Genomic DNA, 20,438 nt, shown 5'->3' with positions numbered 1-20,438 from the left:
CGCCGATTGCCGAGGACCCGACCGACGACGACACGACTGAAAACGCTGTGACCGACGACGACACGACCGACGACGCCACCGAGCCGGCCGAGGAGAAGCCCGGCGGGAAGGCCCGCGGGAAAGCCGCGAAGAAGAAAGCCGAGAAGAAGGTGGAAGCGACGGCCGTCGAGGCCCCGGCCGCGGAGACCAAGGCGCGCGCGGTACTGCACCTGCGCAACCAGTTCGGCCACTGGCTCGGCAGGCCGATGACGTCGTTCCACCTGATCGTCGCGGTCTCCGCCCTGCTGGTCAGCCTGGGCCTGATCATGGTGCTCTCGGCCTCGGGCGTGCACTCCTACGACTCCGACGGCACCCCGTGGATGATCTTCGCCAAGCAGGTGCTGTGGACCATCGTCGGCCTGGTCGCCTTCTACGCCGCCGTGCGCATCCCGATCCGGGTGCTGCGCCGCCTCGCCCTACCCGGCTTCATCGTCAGCGTCATCCTGCTGATCCTGGTGCTCATCCCGGGCATCGGCACCTACTCCAACGGCTCCCGCGGCTGGTTCGTCGTCGCCGGATTCTCCATGCAGCCCTCCGAGCTGGCCAAGATCGCCCTGGCCATCTGGGGTGCCCATGTGCTGGCCACCCGGCGGATGGAACACGCGTCGCTGCGCGAGATGCTGGTCCCGCTGATCCCGGCGGCCGTCATCGCGATGGGCCTGGTCGTGGTGCAGCCCGACCTCGGCCAGACCGTCTCGATGTCGATCATCCTGCTCGGCCTGCTCTGGTACGCCGGGCTGTCGCTGAAGGTGTTCGTCACGTCGCTGTCGGCGGCGCTGGCGGTGGCCGCGGTGATGGCGGTGTCCGCCGGTTACCGCTCCGACCGAGTGCGCTCGTGGATCGACCCCTCCGCCGACGCCCAGGGCATCGGCTATCAGGCCCGGCAGTCGAAGATGGCGCTGGCCAACGGCAGCTTCTTCGGCGCCGGCCTGGGCCAGGGCACCGCCAAGTACAACTATCTGCCCAACGCCCACAACGACTTCATCTTCGCGATCATCGGCGAGGAACTCGGCTTCGTCGGCGCCTTCGGGCTGCTGCTGCTGTTCGGGCTGTTCGCCTACACCGGGATGCGTATCGCGCGGCGGTCCAACGACCCGTTCCTGAGGCTGCTGTCCGCCACCACCACGCTGTGGATCATCGGCCAGGCGTTCATCAACGTCGGCTACGTCATCGGTGTGCTGCCGGTGACCGGTGTGCAGCTGCCACTGATATCGGCGGGCGGCACCTCGACGGCCACCACCCTGCTGATGATCGGGCTGATGGCCAACGCCGCCCGGCACGAACCCGACGCCGTCGCCGCACTGCGGGCCGGTCGCGACGACACCATGACCCGGGTGCTGCGGTTGCCGCCGCCCGAGGTGTTCCAGCCCAACCCGGTGGCCGCGGCACGCATCAGGAAACCGGCGCCCCGCGCCGCGGCACCGGCGAAACCCGCCCCGCCGCGCAAGCCCGCCAAGAAGCGCCCGGCTGCGCCGGCCCGCCGGCAACCGGCCCGCAAGGATCCCGCCCGCAGGGAACCCACCGCGCGCCGGGAACGGGAACCGGCACGGGCCCGCCGCGACGAACAACCACCCCGCCCGCGCCGGCGGGCCGCCGAACACAGTGGTGCAACCGCCGCGGGCCGGTCCGGACGGGCGAAAGCACAGCGATCCGCTAAGGTCGCCACGGACCGTTCCGCGCGGGCCGCCGCGACGCCGCGGCGCGGCGCCGGAGCGGGAAATCGCAGGGCTGCGCCGCCGGCCGGACACCGTCAACCGCGCGGCGTGCCCACACTGGAAGGTCATCGTTACGGGTGAACGACGCGGGTAACCCCAACCCCGGGGGCGCTGTTTCGGTGGTGCTCGCCGGCGGCGGCACCGCGGGACACGTGGAACCGGCCCTGGCCGTGGCCGACGCACTGCGCGCCAGCGGCGCCGATGTGCGGATCACCGTGCTGGGTACCGAACGCGGTCTGGAGACCAGGCTGGTGCCCAAGCGGGGCTACGACCTGCGGCTGATCACCCCGGTTCCGCTGCCGCGCAAGCTCAACGCCGACCTGGCCCGGCTTCCGCTGCGGGTGCGCCGCGCCGTGCGCGAAACCCGCGCGGTGTTCGACGACGTCGACGCCGACGTGGTGATCGGTTTCGGCGGCTATGTCGCCCTGCCGGCCTACCTCGCCGCCCGTCGCGGCCTGCGCCGGCGCCGGGTGCCGGTGCTCATCCACGAGGCGAACGCGAGCGCCGGTATCGCCAACAAGGTCGGCGCGCGCATGGCCGATCGCGTGCTCGCCGCCGTCGACGACTGCGGGTTGCCCGGCGCCGAGGTGGTGGGGATGCCGGTGCGTTCGGCGATCACCACGCTGGATCGGGCCGCGCTGCGCTCCTCGGCCCGTGAGCATTTCGGTTTCGCCGACGATGCCGTCGTGCTGCTGGTCTTCGGCGGCTCCCAGGGTGCGGCGTCGCTGAACCGTGCGGTCTCCGGCGCGGCGGCCGACCTGGCCGGCCGCGGTATCTCGGTGCTGCACGCCCACGGCCCGAAGAACACCCTGGACCTGCCGCACCGTGGTCCCGGCGATCCGCCGTACGTCGCGGTGCCCTATCTGGACCGGATGGATCTGGCCTACGCCGCCGCGGACCTGGCGATCTGCCGGTCCGGGGCGATGACGGTGGCCGAACTGTCGGCGGGCGGGCTGCCCGCGGTCTACGTGCCGCTGCCGATCGGCAACGGGGAACAGCGACTCAACGCGCTGCCGGTGGTCGCCGCCGGCGGCGCCCTGCTGGTGGACGACGCCGACCTGACTCCGGAGCTGGTGTCGGACACCGTCGGCGGGCTGCTGGCCGATCCGGACCGGCTCGCCGCCATGACCGCAGCCGCCGGTGCCGCCGGGCACCGCGATGCCGCCGACCGGGTGGCCCGCGCGGCACTGGAGCTGGCCGGCCGGGGGAGGTCCTAGATGGCTGAGCTGCCCGAAGAACTGCGCCGGGTGCACATGGTCGGCATCGGCGGAGCCGGCATGTCGGGAATCGCGCGCATCCTGCTGGACCGCGGCGCCCTAGTGTCCGGATCCGATGCCAAGGAGTCCCGCGGCGTGCGGGCCCTCGGCGCCCGCGGCGCGCTGGTGCGCATCGGTCACGACGCGTCATCGCTGGACCTGCTGCCGGGGGGACCGACGGCCGTCATCACCACCCACGCGGCCATCCCCAAGACCAACCCCGAGCTGGTCGAGGCGCAGCGGCGCGGAATCCCGGTGATCCTGCGGCCGGTGGTGCTGGCCAAGCTGATGGCCGGGTCGACCAGCCTGCTGGTCACCGGTACCCACGGCAAGACCACCACCACGTCGATGCTGATCGTCGGCCTGCAGCACGCCGGTCAGGATCCATCCTTCGCCGTCGGTGGCGACCTGGGGGAGGCCGGCACCAACGCGCACCACGGCAGCGGGTCGATCTTCGTCGCCGAGGCCGACGAGAGCGACGGATCGCTGCTGGAATACCACCCGGACGTGGCGGTGGTGACCAACATCGAGGCCGACCACCTGGACTTCTTCGGCAGCGCCGACGCGTACACCGAGGTGTTCGACGCCTTCTGCGACCGGATCGTCGACGGCGGTGCGCTGGTGGTCTGCGCCGACGACCCGGGCGCCGCCGCCCTGGCGCGCCGGGCCGCCGCCCGCGGGATTCGGGTGCTGCCCTACGGCAGCCGCCCCGACCCGGACGGGCCGGAACCGGCCGCGACACTGCTGAGCTGGGTGCAGCAGGGCACCGGCGCGGTCGCCGAGATCGCGCTGGCGGGGGAGACGCATCCGCGGGCGATGCGACTGGCGGTGCCCGGCCGGCACATGGCCCTCAACGCGCTGGCCGCGGTGTTGGCGGCCCGGGAGGCCGGAGCCCCGGTGGATCTGGTGCTGGAGGGCCTGGAGACCTTCGAGGGGGTACGGCGCCGATTCGAGTTGGTCGGCACCGCCGACGGCGTCCGGGTGTTCGACGACTACGCCCATCACCCGACCGAGGTGCGTGCGGTGCTCACCGCGCTGCGGACCGTCACCGAGCAGGCCGGCGACGGCCGGGTTCTCGCCGTCTTCCAGCCGCACCTGTATTCCCGCACAAAGACTTTCGCCGACGAGTTCGCCGCGGCGCTCAGCGGCGCGGACCGGGTCTTCGTGCTCGACGTGTATGCCGCGCGGGAGCAGCCGATCGCCGGGGTCAGCGGTGCCACCATCGCCGAGAAGGTCACCGTCCCGGTCGCGTACCTGCCGGACTTCTCGGCGGTGGCCGCCCGGGTCGCCGAGGCCGCCGAGCCCGGTGACGTCGTCGTCACCATGGGCGCCGGCGACGTGACCCTGCTGGGTCCGGAGATCCTCGCGGCCCTGGCCGATCGGGCGGGTCGTTCGCCCGGGGCGTCGTGGTGAGCGACGAGCCGGATCCGGACGCGGCCGACGACCTCGCCGGGCAACAAGCCGCGCAGGAGGCCGAGCAGGACGCCGGGCCGGAGGAGGATTCGGCGGGTGCGGACTTCGAGGGGCCGCGCCGGCGGGAACGCCGCGAACGCGCCGAGCGCCGGGCGCTGTCCGAACGGGCCCGGACCCTGGAGCGCGCCCGGCTGGAGGCCAAGCGCAAGGCCGACGCGGCGTCGGTGGAACCGCACCGGACGCCGTCGCGCGGGGTGGTGCGCGGACTGAAGGCGCTGGTGTGGGCAGTCCTGGCGGCGGTGCTGGTCGTCGGCCTGGGGCTGGTGCTGTACTTCACGCCGTTGATGTCGGTGCGCTCGGTCGACGTGTTCGGCACCCAGGCGGTCGGCCGCGACGAGGTGCTCGATGTGGCGGCGGTGCCCCACGGCCTGCCACTGCTGCAGCTGGACACCGATGCGGTCGCCGCGCGGGTGGCCGGGATCCGGCGGGTGGCCAGCGCGCGGGTGCAGCGCGAGTATCCGTCCACTGTGCGGATCACCATCGCCGAGCGAATTCCGGTGGCGATGCGCGACTTTCCCGACGGCCCGCACGTCTACGACCGCGTCGGGGTGGATTTCGGCAGCGAGGACCCGGCGCAGAGTCTGCCCTATCTCGACGTGGAGAACCCGGGCCCGGGTGACCCGTCGACCCGGGCGGCGCTGGAGGTGCTGACCACCCTGCGCCCGGAGATCGCCGGCCAGGTGGGCCGGGTGGCGGCGCCGACGGCGGCCGCGGTGACCCTCACGCTGACCGACGGCCGGGTGGTGGTGTGGGGCAGCACCGATCGCAGTCAGGAGAAGGCCGAGAAGCTGGCCGCCCTGCTGACGGTGCCGGGGCGCAGCTACGACGTGTCCAGCCCGGAACTGGCCACCGTCAAGTAGGCCCCACGGGTCTCATCGGCCCCGCCGGCCACCGTGGTCACCCGCGTGCCGGGGCCCTGCGGCGCGGATCGGGACGTGGCGAAAAACTCGGGGGACACACCGGCGCGCCTACGCGTCGCGGCCGGGTAGCGGCCCTACGGTTCCAAAACATACGGAACAACTTGACATAACTCTAAGCCTATGGTTGAGGTTGAGGGTTTTGGCGGGGGGTTCGACCGAGTCAATGCAGCAATATCCCTGGGAGGAAGACGACCAATGACCCCCCCGCACAACTACCTCGCCGTGATCAAGGTGGTCGGCATCGGCGGTGGCGGCGTCAACGCCGTCAACCGGATGATCGAACAGGGCCTCAAGGGTGTCGAGTTCATCGCCATCAACACCGACGCGCAGGCGCTGCTGATGAGCGACGCCGACGTCAAGCTGGACGTCGGCCGGGATTCCACCCGCGGCCTGGGCGCCGGCGCCGATCCCGAGGTCGGCCGCAAGGCCGCCGAGGACGCCAAGGACGAGATCGAGGAGCTGCTGCGCGGCGCCGACATGGTGTTCGTCACCGCCGGTGAGGGCGGCGGCACCGGCACCGGCGGTGCGCCCGTGGTGGCCACCATCGCCCGCAAGCTCGGTGCGCTGACCGTCGGCGTGGTCACCCGCCCGTTCTCCTTCGAGGGCAAGCGGCGCTCCAACCAGGCCGAAACCGGGATCAACGCGCTGCGGGAGAGCTGCGACACCCTCATCGTCATCCCCAACGACCGGCTGCTGCAGATGGGCGACGCCGCCGTCTCGCTGATGGACGCGTTCCGCAGCGCCGATGAGGTGCTGCTCAACGGTGTGCAGGGCATCACCGACCTGATCACCACCCCGGGCCTGATCAACGTGGACTTCGCCGACGTCAAGGGCGTGATGAGCGGCGCCGGCACCGCCCTGATGGGCATCGGCGCCGCGCGCGGCGACGGGCGGGCGCTCAAGGCCGCCGAGATCGCCATCAACTCGCCGCTGCTGGAGGCGTCGATGGAGGGCGCCCAGGGCGTGCTGCTGTCCGTCGCCGGTGGCAGCGACCTCGGCCTCTTCGAGATCAACGAGGCCGCCTCGCTGGTGCAGGACGCCGCGCACCCCGATGCCAACATCATCTTCGGCACCGTCATCGACGACTCGCTCGGCGACGAGGTGCGGGTCACCGTCATCGCGGCCGGGTTCGAGGCCGGCACCGTGCACCGCAAGGCGGCCCCCGGCCTGGCGGCGACGCCGGCCGCCGCGCCCGGTGGCGCCGTGTTCACCTCGGCGCGGGCCGGAAACCTCGGCCCGGGCGTCACGTCCTCGGTGTTCGAGCCGGCCGCCGCGGCCAGCGCCTCACTGCACACCAACGGCGCGACGGTCAGTGTCGGCGGCGGCGATGACGACGACGACGTCGACGTCCCGCCGTTCATGCGGCACTGATCCTCCGGCCGTGCCGCATACCATCGGGCGGTTCGGCGAGGCTCGGCGGAGTTGGTGGGCGACTGAGGTTTGGATGAGACATGCGGGATAGGGCGCGCGCCGGCGGAGCCGAGGCGAAGCCGGGACCGCCGCATACCATCCGTCGGGTCAGCACCACCCGGGCCGGCGGTGTCTCGGCACCGCCGTTCGACACCTTCAATCTCGGCGACCACGTCGGCGACGATCCGGCGGCCGTCGCGGCCAACCGGCGGCGGTTGGCCGACACCATCGGTGTGGCGCCCGACCATCTGATCTGGATGAACCAGGTGCACGGTGACGCCGTCGTGCGCGTCGATGAACCCCGCGGCACCGCCGTCGACGACACCGACGCGCTGATCACCACCACCGCCGGGCTGGCGCTGGCGGTGATCACCGCCGACTGTGTGCCGGTGTTGTTGGGCGATGAGGAGGCCGGAGTCATCGGCGCCGTGCACGCCGGCCGTGTCGGTGCGGCCAAGGGCATCGTCGCGCGCACCGTGGAGGCCATGGTCGCCGCCGGTGCGCAGGTCGCCGACATGACCGCGTGGCTGGGACCGGCGGTCAGCGGGGCCAACTACGAAGTGCCCGCCGAGATGGCCGACGACGTCGAGGCGGCACTCCCGGGCAGTCGGGTGCGCACCGCGGCCGGCACCCCGGGTCTGGATCTACGAGCCGGAATCGCAAGGCAGCTCGGCGATCTGGGCCTCGGTTCGGTTGCCGTCGATCCGCGCTGCACGGTAGCCGACACCGACCTGTTCAGCCACCGGCGCGGCGCCCCCACCGGCCGGCTGGCGTCGGTCGTGTGGATGCAGTGACCTCGCCGACCGAGCGCGGCACGCAGCTGGCCGAGGCGCTGGCGGCCTTGCGGCAACGCGTGTCCGCCGCTGCGGAGGCCGCCGGGCGCGACCCGGCCCAGATCGAGCTGCTGCCGGTCACCAAGTTCTTCCCGGCCTCCGATGTGGCATTGCTGGCGGCCCAGGGATGCCGGTCCTTCGGCGAGGCGCGCGACCAGGAGGCCCGGGCCAAGATCGCCGAACTGGCCGGCCGGTTGCCCGCCGAGGTGAGCTGGCAGATGATCGGCCGGCTGCAGCGCAACAAGGCGCGCTCGGTCGCCGGCTGGGCCGACGCGGTGCACTCGGTGGACGGACTGCGGCTGGCCGACACGCTGGACCGCGCGGCCGGCGAGGCGCTGGATGCGGGCCATCGCGGCGCGCCGCTGCGCGTCTACATCCAGCTCAGCCTCGATGGCGACACCGCCCGCGGCGGCATCGACGCCGGCGACACCGGCGCGGTGGACGCGGTGTGTGACCGGGTCGGCGCCGCAACCACTCTGAGGTTGGCCGGCCTGATGGCCGTCCCGCCGCGGGGCGCAGACCCCGATGCGGCGTTTGCGCGGTTGGCCGAGGTGCACCGCCGGGTGCGCGACCGTCATCCCGAGGCGGTCGGGTTGTCCGCGGGGATGTCGGGGGATCTGGAAGTTGCCGTCAAACACGGTTCGACTTGTCTGCGTGTCGGTACCGCGCTTCTGGGTCAGCGCCCGCTAACGTCACCGTCAGTTGTCACTCCAGTCACATCTTCATCACACCTACCAGATTCGCCAGCAGGGTCACGGAATCGGTCACCGGGTCCGCCGCTCTTTCGAGAAGGGTCATCGCAATGAGCACGTTGCACAAGGTCAAGGCCTACTTCGGGATGGCCCCGTTGGAGGATTACGAGGACGAGTACTACGACGACGACCGGTCGTCGCGCGGCGGCTACGGCCGTCGCGGCGACAGCTACGACCGGGGCGAGCGCTACGAAGCCGACTACGACCACGACCCGCGGGACCGCCGCGAGCCGGAGTACGCATCGGCCGGCTACCGCGGCGGGTACGACGAGGATCCGCGCTACGGTCGCGACTACGACCACCCGGCCCCGGCTCAGCGGTTCGCCCCGCTGCGCGGCGGCGGCTCGACCCGCGGCGCCCTGGCCATGGACCCGCGCCGCATGCAGCAGATGTTCGACGAGGGCAGTGCGCTGGCCAAGATCACCACGCTGCGCCCCAAGGACTACAGCGAGGCGCGCACCATCGGGGAGCGGTTCCGCGACGGCACCCCGGTGATCATGGACCTGGTCACCATGGACAACGCCGACGCCAAGCGGCTCGTCGACTTCGCCGCCGGCCTGGCCTTCGCCCTGCGCGGCTCCTTCGACAAGGTTGCCACCAAGGTGTTCCTGCTGTCTCCGGCCGATGTGGAGGTCACCCCCGAGCAGCGGCGCCGGATGGCCGACGGTTTCTACGGAAATCAGTAGCCTCATCGATCGGTAGGCTTACATCGGCCGGGGCCCGCAGGTCCCGGCCGATCGCCGTTTCGCATCCCCGGCCGAAGGACGTTTTACGTGGCGGACCTGTTTCTGATTCTGGGCTTCGTGCTGTTTCTACTGTGGCTGCTGCTCATCGCCCGGATCGTCATCGAATTCATCCGGGCGTTCAGCCGGGACTGGCGGCCCCGGGGTGCAGTGGTAGTGATCCTGGAGTTCGTGCTGACCCTGACCGATCCGCCGGTAAAACTGCTGCGTCGATTGATTCCCCAGCTGACCATCGGAAACATCCGGCTGGACCTATCGATCATGGTGCTGCTGGTGGCGGTGTTCATCGGCATGAACGTCTGCTTCGACACCGCGGCCCGGCTGGGCTGAGCGAACCGGGCGCCGCTCGGCAAACAATTCCGGCACCGTGAAAATCGCTCTTAATTCTCGTCTTCGCGGCGACGTGAGATTCTGGTGTGACAGGATGGACGCCAGTTACAGTGCTGACTGCCAGTTTGGTCTATCGTTCTAAACTTGCAGACCGGTCCGACCGCAACGACTCCCAAGGGGGCATCCGATGCCGCTCACACCCGCCGACGTTCACAACGTCGCCTTTTCCAAGCCGCCGATCGGCAAGCGGGGCTACAACGAGGATGAGGTCGACGCCTTCCTCGACCTGGTGGAGACCGAGTTGACCCGGCTGATCGAGGAGAACAGCGACCTGCGCCAGCGGGTCAGCGAGCTCGACGCCGAGCTGGCCGGTGCCCGCGCCGGGGGGGCGCCGACCGCCGTCGTGCCGCTGTACGTCGAGCCCGAGCCCGAGCCGGCGGCCGCTGCCGCACCGGCTCCGGTTGCCGCGGTGGGCGAGGAGGCACACGTCAAGGCCGCCAAGGTGCTCGCGCTGGCCCAGGACACCGCCGATCGTCTGACCGGCGGCGCCAAGGCCGAGGCGGAGAAGCTGCTCGCCGATGCGCGCAACAACGCCGAGACGATGGTCAGCGAGGCGAAGACCAAGGCCGAGGCGACGCTGAGCGACGCCCGCAACCGTTCCGAGGCGCTGCTCGCCGACGCCCAGAACCGGTCGGAGACCCAGCTGCGTCAGGCCCAGGAGAAGGCCGACGCCCTGCAGGCCGACGCCGAACGCAAGCACGCCGAGATCATGGGCACCATCAACCAGCAGCGCACCGTGCTGGAGGGCCGGCTCGAGCAGCTGCGCACCTTCGAGCGTGAATACCGGACCCGGCTCAAGACCTACCTGGAATCCCAGCTCGAAGAGCTCGGACAGCGCGGTTCGGCCGCGCCGGTCGATACCAGCGCCGGCGGTGAGGCCGGGTTCAATCAGTTCGGCCGTAACGCCAACTGATCCCCGGGCGTCGCGCGGTTGCCCGAGGAAGGGATGATCACGTCATGTTGATCGTTGCACTGGTCCTTGCCGTGATCGGCTTGGCCGCACTGGTGGCCGCCGTGGTAACCGGCCAGGAATTGGTCGCCTGGGTCTGCATCGGTGCCAGCGTGCTCGGCGTGCTGCTGCTGATCATCGACGCCATCCGGGAACGTCAGCGCGGTGAAGGCGGCGCCGCGGACGGTTCGGACGACGAGTCCGCCGGCGAAGACGCTGGTGACGAAGACTCCGTTGCTACCGACGAGTCCGGCGAGTCCGACGAGGACGAAGTGGCGGCCGAGTCCGCCGAGCCCGGTGCCGACGAGGACGCGTCCGCCGAGGTTGCGGATGCGGAATCCGCGGCCCAGGAATCCGGCGAGGAATCGGCCGCATCCGGCGACGAGGCCGAATCCGGCGACGAGCCGGTCTCCGAGCAGGAGCCCGATGAGGTCCCGTCGCCGCAGGGCGAAGCCGCCGAGGCAGTAGAAGAAGAGGTCACCGAAGCGGGTGAGGCCGCCGATGCGGCTGCCGACGACGCCGAGGCCGGCGATGAGGCGGTTGCCGGGGAAGCAGCCGGCGACGATTCTGCAGCGGGCGACGGTGCTGACCCGGTTGAGGCCGACGAGGCCGGCGCCGATGACGCTGACAAGGCCGACGCGACAGGTGAGGCCGGGCAGCCCACGCAGTCCTGAGGCTCGATGAGCAGCAGCGGCCGGATTGCCCCGTGCTGTGCCGCCGGTAATCGGGTGGCGGTGTGCGATCGCTTTTTTTCGCCGCTCGGTTGCCTGCGGCGCCGGGCTAGGGATCGATCTGCGCAGGGGGCTCCGGCGAGTCGGGGATGGCCCGGTAGGCACTTGGCGGGCTGCCGGTCCAGCGCCGGAAGGCGCGGCGAAACGCGCTCGTTTCTGAGAAGCCAAGGCGGGTGGCGAGGTCGGTGATCGTCTCGTCGCCGTGCAGCAGGGCTTCGATCGCCCGGTCCCGGAGCACCTCGTCGCGGATCCGGCGCTGCGAGGTGCCGTCCGCACGGAGGAGCCGACGCAGGTGGGGTGCGCTCATCGACAGCCGGTTGGCCAGCTCGTCGGCGGTCAACCACGGCCCGTTCGGGGTTCGTTCCATGATGATCCGGACCTGGGCGGCGGTCGTCGTGGTGTGCTTGTATGAATAGAACAGGATCCCCGGTGCTTCGCGGAGGAAGTCCTTGAGATCGTCCTCGTCCCGGATCACGGGTCTCGTGAGCGCGTCCGCGTCGAACGCCATTGCGTACTGCGGGGCCCCGAACACCGGCCGGACGCCGAAGATCGCTGCGTAGTCGTCGCTGAGATGGTCAGCGGTGAAACGGAACTCGAGATGGCGCAGACGCAGTGACGATCCGGTGAGCCAACCCGCGAACCGATGAAGGCTACCCATCAGCGCGAAGGCCACGAACGGATCAACCGACGAATCCGGGCAGTCCAGATGGCGGACCGTGACGACATCGTCGTGGACTTCGTACTGGCATCGGACCCCGGCCAACACCGAGGTGAGCTCGAGCATCCGGGTGAGTGCGGTGCGCAGGTCGTGACTGTGGATCAGGGTGAATCCCGAGAGTCGCAGCGTACCGCGGGGGACGGGACGCGGTCCCAGGCCGAAGAGGTCGTCGTCGGTGAGGTCCCAGAAGTGACGGATCACGGCGTCAGCCTGCTCCGGGGTGAGCCTGGCACGTTCCAGGGCGTAGCGCTGCCAGTCGAGTCCGGTCTCCTGTAACGCTCGCTGCACGTCGAAGCCGCGTTTGACCAGGGCCTCGACCGTTGCGCGGAGGAACTGGACGGGGACGGTGTGTGTCATATCTTGGCGGACGCCCTTTACGTGACGTGCGAACGGGTTCAGCCTCCGATCCTATTACCGATGATCGTTTCGGTCCCCTAAGACGCCTGTCGCGGTCCTCGTCGCGGCCCAGCGGGTCGACCTAGCCTCGATCCAGAGCAGCTGAACAGCTGACCTAGCGAGAGGATACCTTCAGTGGCACAACGAGTTTTCGTTGTCGGCGTCGGCATGACGAAGTTCGAAAAGCCCGGCCGCCGCACCAACGACGACGGGTCGGCGTGGGACTACCCGGATATGGCCCGGGAAGCCGGGACCAAGGCGCTAGCCGATGCCGGGGTCGACTACCGCGAGGTGCAGCAGGGCTTGGTCGGCTACGTCTATGGTGACTCCACCTCAGGGCAGCGGGCGCTCTATGAACTGGGTCTCACCGGCATCCCGGTCGTGAACGTCAACAACAACTGCTCCACCGGATCCACCGCGCTCTTTCTTGCCGCGCAGGCTATTCGGGGCGGGCTGGCCGACTGTACGATCGCGCTGGGTTTCGAGAAGATGAAGCCGGGCTCGCTGGAGTCCGTATACAACGATCGTGCCCAGCCGATGGAGAAGCACGTCCTGGCGCTGGCCGAGATCTCCGAGGTGCTGTTCCCGGTCGCACCCTGGATGTTCGGCGCCGCCGGCCGTGAGCACATGAAGCAATACGGTTCCACCGCTGAGCATTTCGCCAAGATTGGCTACAAGAACCACAAGCATTCGGTGAATAACCCGTATGCCCAGTTCCAAGACGAGTACTCGCTGGAGGACATCCTGGGCTCGCGGATGATCTACGACCCGCTGACCAAACTGCAGTGCTCGCCGACCTCGGACGGCTCCGGCGCGGTGATCCTGGCGTCAGAGTCGTTCGTCGATTCCCACGGTCTGGCCGGTCAAGCTGTGGAGGTTGTCGGGCAGACGATGACCACGGATTTTGCCTCCACCTATGACGGCACCGCCAAGAACCTGATCGGCTACGACATGAATGTCCAAGCCGCGCGAACGGTTTACGACCAGTCCGGATTGGGGCCAGAGGACTTCCAAGTCATCGAATTGCACGACTGCTTCTCGGCCAACGAACTGCTGCTGTACGAAGCACTCGGGCTCTGTGGTGAAGGTGAGGCGGCCAAGCTGATCGACAATGGTGACACCACCTATGGCGGACGCTGGGTGGTGAACCCATCCGGCGGATTGATCTCCAAGGGACATCCGCTGGGAGCGACCGGACTGGCGCAGTGCGCCGAGCTGACCTGGCAGTTGCGCGGCGCCGCCGACAAGCGTCAGGTGCAAGGCGTTACCGCCGCACTGCAGCACAACATTGGACTTGGCGGCGCCGCCGTCGTTACCGCCTATCAGCGCGCCGAGCGCTGAAATCACACGGAAAAGGAGACCCCCGCATGGGACACATCGAGGCCACCAAAAAACTGTCGGTCAGCCCGGAAGCGCTGTGGCAGACCGTTTCGGACCCGTCGACCTGGGACCAGTGGTTCACCATCCACGAGAAGTGGCTGAGCGAGCCGCCGGCGACGCTGGCGCAGGGCTCGTCGCTGACCGCGAAGATCGTGATGCTGGGTATGGCGAACAAGATCGAGTGGACGGTGGACAAGTTCGACGCCCCCACCAGCTTGACCATGTCGGGCACCGGGATGGCCGGCGTCAAATGCCAGTTCGAGTTCTCGGTGGCTCCCGCCGGTGACGGTTCGGAGTTCAGCGTGGCCGGTGACTTCGAGGGTGCGCTGATCAAGGGTGCGCTGGCCAAGGCGGTCGAGAAGGACGGCGCCAAGCAGCTCGAAGCGACCCTTGAGAAGCTCGAGACGCTGGCGTCGGCGGCGGCCTGATATGGCGGATAAGATAACGCAATTCGACAGCGCGGGCCTGAATGTCTGGGCCGATCCGGAGACCTTCGAGGTCACCCGGGAACGGATCGCCGAGTACGCGGCGGCAACCAACGATCCGATCGATGCCCACCGCAACGGCGATGTCGCACCGCCGGTGTTTGCCATAGTGCCGGCCTTCGACGCGATGATGGCGCCCGCGCTGGACGTGGTGCCGATCGAGATCTTCGGCCGAATCGTCCATGGCGAGCAGGACTTCCACTTCCATCGTCCGATCCGTCCGGGGGACAAGCTGACCTCGCGGGCACGGGTGATCGGCTACGACACGGTGGATTCGGGCAGCCGGATATCGATTCACCTCGAGACCCGCGCACACGACGGCGAACTGGTCAACGAGCAGTACCTGATCGGTTTCTTCCGCGGCGTCGATGCGGGCGAGGCGCTGGGCGAGCAGGTGCCGAACCACAAGTTCGACGCCGCACTGTGCGATGGCGCACCACTGGTCAAGGTCAGCCAGCACGTCGACGACGATCAGACGTTCCGGTACGCACCGGCGTCGGGCGACCCGATGCCGATCCACCTCGACGAGGAGGTGGCCCGCGACGCCGGGCTGCCGGGCATCATCGCGCACGGACTGTGCACGATGGCGTTCACCTCCTGGGCGGTGCTCACCGAGGTCGCCGGTTCGGATGTATCCCGGCTCAAGCGATTCGCGGTGCGGTTCTCCAAGATGGTGCTGCCCGGCGATGATCTGGAAACCCGCATCTGGGCCGCGGGTTCGGCCGACGGAACCACCAGCTACGCGTTCGAAACGGCGCGCGTGGGCACTGATGAGTTCGCCATTACCGACGGATTAGCTGTGATTGCAGAGGAGAACTGATGGGAGCATTAGCAGGCCGGGTCGCCATTATCACCGGCGCCGGGCGTGGGATCGGCCGTGAGCACGCACTGCTGTTCGCCGCCGAAGGCGCCGCCGTCGTCGTCAACGATCTGGGCGGCAGCAACGCCGGCGAAGGCGCGGACGCCGGGCCGGCCCAGCAGGTGGTCGACGAGATCGTCGCCGCGGGTGGTCGAGCGGTGGCCAACACCGACAGCGTGTCGGACTGGGGAGCGGCCAACGGCATTGTGCAGCAGGCCATCGACGAGTTCGGCCGGCTGGACGTGCTGGTCAACAACGCCGGCATTCTGCGGGACGCGTTCATTCCCGGGATGGCGGAGTCGCAGTGGGACGCGGTGATCGACGTGCACCTGAAGGGGCACTTCGCGATGCTGCACCACGCCGCCGCGTACTGGAAGGCGCAGTCCAAGGCCGGGGATCAACCCAACGCGGCGGTGATCAACACCGCCTCGGGTTCCGGGGTGACGCTGCCCAACGCCGGGCAAGCCAACTACGGTGCGGCCAAGGCCGGGATCGCCGCGTTGACCCTGATCGCCGCCGAGGAGCTGGAGCGTTACGGGGTGCGGGTGAACGCGATCGCACCGATCGCGCGCACTCGGCTCACGCTGGCCACCCCCGGGATGGGCGCGCTGATGGGCGAACCAGAGGACGGCGAGGTTGACCTGTTCAGCCCGGCCAACATCGCCCCGCTGGTGGCCTATCTGGCCACCGACAAGTGCCCGGTCACCGGCACGGTGTTCGCGGTTCAGGGTGGCGCGATCTCGCGGCTGGCCGGCTGGCATGACGTCGCCACCATCGAGACCGATGGGGTGTGGCAGATCGACGACATCGCGGCACGGCTGCCCTAGCCCGAGGAGGCAAAGAACACCATGATCGAATGGTCTGACACCGATGTGATCATGCGCGATACCGTGCGTGGGTTCATCGACAAGGAGATCCGCCCACACCTGGACGCGTTGGAAGGCGGTGAGATCTCACCGTTCCCGATCGCGCGCAAGCTGTTTTCCGAATTCGGCTTGGACGTGATGGCGGCCGAGGCGGTCAAGGGCATGCTGGAGAAGCAGCGGGCCAAGGAGGCTGCGGTTGCGGCCGGCGAGCCGACACCGGAGATGCGCGACGACGAATCCGGCGGGCTGGGGGAGCTGGGCGGCCAGATCTCGATGGCCGCCGCGATGGTCGTCGAACTGTCCGGGGTCAGCCTCGGGTTGCTGGGCAGCATCGGGGTGAGCCTCGGTCTGGGGGCGGCGACCATTGCCAGCCGTGGCACCTTGGCGCAGAAGGAGCGCTGGCTGCCCGACCTGATGACCTTGGACAAGATCGCGGCCTGGGCGATCACCGAACCGGATGCCGGCTCGGATGCGTTCGGCGGCATGAAGACCTATGTCAAGCGTGCCGCGGACGGCACCGGTGACTACATCCTCAACGGTCAGAAGACGTTCATCAGCAACGGGCCTGAAGCCGATGTGCTGATCGTCTACGCCAAGCTCGATGAGGGTGACCCGAGCGTAGACCGTCGTAATCGGCCGGTGTTGACGTTCGTGCTCGACGCCGGGATGCCGGGGCTGACGCAGGGCAAGCCGTTCAAGAAGATGGGGATGATGTCCTCGCCGACCGGCGAGTTGTTCTTCGACAATGTGCGGCTGAGCCCGTACCGGCTGCTGGGCGAGACCGAACAGCACACCGGCGGTGACGGTCGGGACAGCGCCCGGGCCAACTTCGTCGCCGAACGGGTGGGCATTGCGTTTGTGGCGTTGGGCATCATCAACGAATGTCACCGACGCTGTATCGATTACGCCAAGACTCGGACGCTGTGGGGCCAGAACATCGGCCAGTTTCAGCTGATCCAGCTCAAGTTGGCCAAGATGGAGGTGGCCCGGATCAATGTGCAGAACATGGTGTTCCAGACCATCGAAAAGCTGCGGGCCCGCCGGACACCGTCGCTGGCCGAAGCGTCGGCGATGAAGCTGTACGCCTCTGAGGCCGCGACCGAGGTGGCGATGGAAGCTGTGCAGTTGTTCGGCGGCAACGGTTACATGGCCGAATACCGGGTGGAGCAACTGGCCCGCGATGCGAAGTCGCTGATGATCTATGCCGGCAGCAACGAGGTGCAGGTGACCCATATCGCCAAAGGGCTGCTGGCGTAGATGATCACCGAAACACCGGCGCGCTACGGCGAGGTCGACACGCGCGCGTTGGTGACGACGGGCAGCGGCCTGCCCGTGGTTCTGTTGCACGGATACGGTGACAGCGCCGAAACATGGCGCGGCGTACTGGACCGGTTGGCTGCTGCGCAGCGGCCGGGGCTCGCGGTCGACCTGCCCGGATTCGGGCAGGCCGACCGGCGCCGGCCCGGACCGATCGTTCCGCAACTCGACGCCTTCGTCGACGCAATACTCGCCGACACCGGACCGGCGGTGCTGGTGGGCAATTCGCTGGGGGCGGCGACCGCCGTGCGTGCCGCGGCCCGGCGCAGCGATTCGGTGAAAGCGCTCGTCGCCCTGGATGATCCGTTGGCCGCTCAGCACTGGATCGCGCGCCGGGCCCGAACCCACCCGGTCTCGGCGACATTCTGGTCCCGGGTCGGGCGGCTACCGGTACCACCCCCGATGGTTCGGGGCGCCACCCGATGGTTGGCGCCGAAGGCGCTCTACGGACCGGGGGTACGCCCCGATCCGGACGTCGTCGCGTACTGGACCGGGACCATCGCCCGGATGGGCGATGTTGCACGTCTGGGTCGCGACGCTTGCGCATACGCCTACGAATCGGCGGCCGGACACGCCGGTGTGCGGGTCGACTGTCCGGCGGTGATAGTGCACGGGGCGCGTGACCGGATCATCCCGGTGCACTCCAGCCGGACGCTGCATCGGCTGATCCCGGGCAGTGAGTTGGTGGTGCTGCCGGATTCAGGGCACTGCCCGCAGCTGGATGATCCGGCCGCCGTGGTCCGAATCATACTGGGGCTACGGGCTGATGACGAGGAGGCGGCGTAGATGTTGGACCGACTTCGGGCACTGCGGGTGCTGGCCCGACGCGGCATGATCGAGCCGTCACGCCCGGACCGCGCGGTGCATGCGGCTCGGGCGATTCGCCGCTACGGGGCGTTCGGTGGTCTGCTGGCCCACGCCGCGGCCCGCTACGCTCATGCGCCCGCGCTGACCGACGATGCCGGCACGGTGAGCTTCGCCGAACTGGAGGCCGGCTCGAATGCGCTAGCGCGTGGTCTGCTGGCGCGCGGTATCGGCGAAGGAGCGGTGATCGCGCTGCTGTACCGCAACCACCGCGGCATCCTGCTGGCGCTGGGTGCCGCCAACAAGGCCGGGGCCCGGGTGGTCTTGATGAACACCGGATTTGCCGGGCCGCAGCTCGCCGACGTGTGCCGGCGCGAACAGGTCGCGGCGGTGTTCGCCGACGACGAGTTTACCGGGCTGCTCAGCGGGCTGCCGGAGTCGCTGCCGCGGCTGGATATCGACGAGTTGTCCCGCGGGCAGACCACCGGGCCGCTATCGGCGCCGGCCAAGCCGGGCGGCATGGTGCTGCTCACCAGTGGGACCACCGGAACCCCGAAAGGTGCGCCCCGCAACAAGATCGACCCGCTGCAATCCGCTCAGCTGTTGGACCGGATTCCCTGGCCTGCCAACAGCACCTATGTCGCCGCGGCCCCACTGTTCCATGCGACGGGTCTAGCGACCTGCGCGCTGGGGTTGGCGCTGGGCAGCCACGTTGTGCTGACCCGACGCTTCGACCCCGAAACAACCCTGCGGGCCGTCGCCGGGCACCGAGCGAGCGTGCTGATCGTGGTGCCGACCATGCTGCACCGCATTCTGGACCTCGGGCCCGATGTGCTCGGCACCTGCGAGACATCTTCGCTGCGGGTACTTTTCGCGGCCGGCTCAGCGCTGTCTCCGGATTTGTGCCGGCGCACCGCGAAGACGTTCGGCGAGGTGCTGTACAACCTGTATGGATCCACCGAGGTGGCGGCCGCCGCGATCGCGACACCCGCCGAACTGCGCGCCGCCCCGGGTACGGTGGGCCGGACCCCGCTGGGATGCCGGCTGGACTGTTACGACGCCGAGCGCCGCCGGATCACCGAGCCTGGGAAGACCGGAACCCTGTTCGTCGCCAGCGGCCTTTCGTTCGCCGGATACACCGACGGCAACAACAAGGAGATCGTCGACGGACTGTTGTCCACCGGTGACACCGGCCATTTCGACGAATCCGGGCTGTGGTTCGTCGACGGGCGCGACGACGAGATGATCGTCTCCGGCGGTGAGAACGTGTTTCCGCTGGAAGTCGAGAATCTGCTCGATGGGCACCCCGACGTGATCGACGCGGCTGTGATCGGCGTCGACGACGTCGAGTTCGGAAAACGCTTGTGTGCCTTCGTTGTCGCCGAGCCGGGGTCGGGGCTGGACGCGGACGCCGTCCGGGCATTCGTGCGTACCGAGCTCGCGAGGCACAAGGTGCCGCGCGATGTGGTGTTCGTCGGGGAGTTGCCGCGCAATGCCACCGGCAAGCTGTTGAAGAACCAGCTGGAGATACTTATGAAGGGGACCACGCGATGACCACATCACTGACGGGACGGGTGGTGGCGATCACCGGCGGCGCGCGCGGTATTGGGTTGGCGACCGCAACAGCACTCGCGGCGGCGGGCGCCAAGGTCGCCATCGGCGACCCCGACGTCGATCTAGCCAAGCAGGCGGCTGCCCGTATTTCCGGTGAGGTGATCGCATTGCCGCTGGATGTCACTTCGCCGCAGTCGTTTTCGGAGTTCCTCGAAGACACTGAACGGATGCTCGGTCCGCTGGGCATCTTGGTGAACAATGCGGGTGTCATGCTCACCGGCGAGTTCCTGGCTGAGTCGGCGGCCACCGAGGACAAGATGATCGATATCAACTTGCGCGGGGTGATCCTGGGCTGCAAGCTGGCCGCCGGCCGCTTCATCACGCAAGGCGGTGGAACCCTGATTAACATCGCGTCGATGGCCGGCATGGCCGGCTTTCCCGGGGTGGCGACATACTGCGCCACCAAGTTCGGCGTGGTCGGTTTGTCGGCGGCGCTGCGAGAAGAGTTGCGCCCACACGGGATCACGGTCTGCGCCATTTTGCCCGGGATCGTGCACACCGACTTGTCGGCCGGGATCAAACTACCGAGTGTTGTGGAGGAGTTCGTGTCGGTCGAGGCCGACGACGTCGCCGCGGCTGTGGTAAAGGCCGCGCAGAACCATCGCGCCATGTCCTACGTACCGCGCCGGATGCGCTGGGCCTTGCGCACGGGATTGGCCATGCCCGAACGCCCCCGCCGGTTCTTCAGCCGGGTCACCCGCACCGAACAGGCGTACCTCGCCATCGACCAAGCCACCCGGGACGCCTATCACGCGCGTGCTGGTGCCGGCGATTGAACGCCGCAGGCT

Annotated in this window: 19 protein-coding genes and 1 pseudogene; 19 read left to right on the top strand and 1 reads right to left on the bottom strand. The window is 69.0% G+C overall.

All coding sequences use genetic code 11. The features are described from left to right. The first annotated feature begins 5 nt into the window (after positions 1–5). The 11 genes and pseudogenes from ftsW to G6N16_RS22145 form a co-directional block, all read left to right on the top strand. Positions 6–1,835, top strand: coding sequence for a putative lipid II flippase FtsW (gene ftsW, locus G6N16_RS15375; RefSeq protein WP_407663696.1), 1,830 nt, complete (start codon positions 6–8; stop codon positions 1,833–1,835). After that, positions 1,832–2,971 carry an undecaprenyldiphospho-muramoylpentapeptide beta-N-acetylglucosaminyltransferase gene (gene murG / locus G6N16_RS15370; RefSeq protein WP_083029759.1) on the top strand — a complete coding sequence of 380 codons (1,140 nt, stop codon included), beginning with the start codon at positions 1,832–1,834 and terminating at the stop codon, positions 2,969–2,971. Before ftsW ends, murG begins: the two co-directional genes overlap by 4 nt. Next, the gene (gene murC, locus G6N16_RS15365; protein ID WP_083029758.1) at positions 2,972–4,423 is read left to right on the top strand and encodes a UDP-N-acetylmuramate--L-alanine ligase; all 1,452 of its coding nucleotides are present in this window, start codon (positions 2,972–2,974) and stop codon (positions 4,421–4,423) included. Then, positions 4,420–5,343, top strand: a complete 924-nt coding sequence (locus G6N16_RS15360) for a cell division protein FtsQ/DivIB (protein ID WP_272937578.1) — start codon at positions 4,420–4,422, stop codon at positions 5,341–5,343. The genes murC and G6N16_RS15360 overlap by 4 nt, the downstream gene beginning before the upstream one ends. Before the next feature lie 255 nt (positions 5,344–5,598). Then, complete coding sequence (gene ftsZ / locus G6N16_RS15355) at positions 5,599–6,774, top strand: cell division protein FtsZ (RefSeq protein ID WP_083029756.1); 1,176 nt, start codon at positions 5,599–5,601, stop codon at positions 6,772–6,774. An 80-nt stretch (positions 6,775–6,854) separates the two neighbouring features. Next, positions 6,855–7,607 carry a peptidoglycan editing factor PgeF gene (gene pgeF, locus G6N16_RS15350; RefSeq protein ID WP_083029755.1) on the top strand — a complete coding sequence of 251 codons (753 nt, stop codon included), beginning with the start codon at positions 6,855–6,857 and terminating at the stop codon, positions 7,605–7,607. Further along, positions 7,604–8,452, top strand: coding sequence for a YggS family pyridoxal phosphate-dependent enzyme (locus G6N16_RS15345; protein WP_110810758.1), 849 nt, complete (start codon positions 7,604–7,606; stop codon positions 8,450–8,452). Before pgeF ends, G6N16_RS15345 begins: the two co-directional genes overlap by 4 nt. Further along, positions 8,449–9,084: a cell division protein SepF gene (locus tag G6N16_RS15340; RefSeq protein ID WP_083029753.1), complete on the top strand. Its 636-nt coding sequence runs from the start codon at positions 8,449–8,451 to the stop codon at positions 9,082–9,084. Before G6N16_RS15345 ends, G6N16_RS15340 begins: the two co-directional genes overlap by 4 nt. An 87-nt stretch (positions 9,085–9,171) precedes the next feature. Further along, entirely contained in the window at positions 9,172–9,471 is a 300-nt protein-coding gene (locus G6N16_RS15335; RefSeq protein WP_083029752.1) for a YggT family protein, read from the top strand. A gap of 187 nt (positions 9,472–9,658) precedes the next feature. Continuing rightward, the gene (wag31, locus tag G6N16_RS15330; RefSeq protein WP_083029751.1) at positions 9,659–10,444 is read left to right on the top strand and encodes a DivIVA-like cell division protein Wag31; all 786 of its coding nucleotides are present in this window, start codon (positions 9,659–9,661) and stop codon (positions 10,442–10,444) included. 44 nt (positions 10,445–10,488) lie between these two features. Further along, positions 10,489–10,884: pseudogene (locus G6N16_RS22145) on the top strand (hypothetical protein); the annotation flags it as partial. 376 nt (positions 10,885–11,260) lie between these two features. Here the strand turns inward: G6N16_RS22145 and G6N16_RS15320 are convergent. Further along, positions 11,261–12,286, bottom strand: a complete 1,026-nt coding sequence (locus tag G6N16_RS15320; protein ID WP_083029750.1) for an AraC family transcriptional regulator — start codon at positions 12,284–12,286, stop codon at positions 11,261–11,263. A gap of 174 nt (positions 12,287–12,460) precedes the next feature. Between G6N16_RS15320 and G6N16_RS15315 the strand changes: the two genes are divergently transcribed. Genes G6N16_RS15315 through G6N16_RS15280 form a run of 8 tightly spaced genes read left to right on the top strand, consistent with a single transcriptional unit; the run spans position 12,461 to position 20,426 of the window. Next, the gene (locus tag G6N16_RS15315) at positions 12,461–13,666 is read left to right on the top strand and encodes a lipid-transfer protein (RefSeq protein WP_083029749.1); all 1,206 of its coding nucleotides are present in this window, start codon (positions 12,461–12,463) and stop codon (positions 13,664–13,666) included. A gap of 26 nt (positions 13,667–13,692) precedes the next feature. After that, the gene (locus tag G6N16_RS15310; RefSeq protein WP_083029748.1) at positions 13,693–14,133 is read left to right on the top strand and encodes a type II toxin-antitoxin system Rv0910 family toxin; all 441 of its coding nucleotides are present in this window, start codon (positions 13,693–13,695) and stop codon (positions 14,131–14,133) included. A gap of 1 nt (position 14,134) precedes the next feature. Next, positions 14,135–15,010 carry a MaoC/PaaZ C-terminal domain-containing protein gene (locus tag G6N16_RS15305; protein ID WP_083029747.1) on the top strand — a complete coding sequence of 292 codons (876 nt, stop codon included), beginning with the start codon at positions 14,135–14,137 and terminating at the stop codon, positions 15,008–15,010. Beyond that, positions 15,010–15,876: an SDR family oxidoreductase gene (locus G6N16_RS15300; protein WP_083029746.1), complete on the top strand. Its 867-nt coding sequence runs from the start codon at positions 15,010–15,012 to the stop codon at positions 15,874–15,876. The genes G6N16_RS15305 and G6N16_RS15300 overlap by 1 nt, the downstream gene beginning before the upstream one ends. A gap of 21 nt (positions 15,877–15,897) precedes the next feature. Continuing rightward, positions 15,898–17,172 (top strand): acyl-CoA dehydrogenase family protein, encoded by a 1,275-nt coding sequence (locus G6N16_RS15295; RefSeq protein ID WP_083029745.1) that lies wholly within the window; start codon positions 15,898–15,900, stop codon positions 17,170–17,172. Next, positions 17,173–18,018 (top strand): alpha/beta fold hydrolase, encoded by an 846-nt coding sequence (locus G6N16_RS15290; RefSeq protein ID WP_083029744.1) that lies wholly within the window; start codon positions 17,173–17,175, stop codon positions 18,016–18,018. Next, positions 18,019–19,590 (top strand): AMP-binding protein, encoded by a 1,572-nt coding sequence (locus G6N16_RS15285; protein ID WP_083029743.1) that lies wholly within the window; start codon positions 18,019–18,021, stop codon positions 19,588–19,590. It begins immediately after the preceding gene. Further along, positions 19,587–20,426: an SDR family NAD(P)-dependent oxidoreductase gene (locus G6N16_RS15280; RefSeq protein ID WP_083029742.1), complete on the top strand. Its 840-nt coding sequence runs from the start codon at positions 19,587–19,589 to the stop codon at positions 20,424–20,426. Before G6N16_RS15285 ends, G6N16_RS15280 begins: the two co-directional genes overlap by 4 nt. Positions 20,427–20,438 lie beyond the last annotated feature (12 nt).

The sequence above is a fragment of the Mycolicibacterium insubricum genome (assembly GCF_010731615.1).
Lineage (GTDB): Bacteria > Actinomycetota > Actinomycetes > Mycobacteriales > Mycobacteriaceae > Mycobacterium > Mycobacterium insubricum.
The sequence above is the reverse complement of the archived record's forward strand: the minus strand, read 5'-3'. Positions and strand labels throughout refer to the sequence as shown.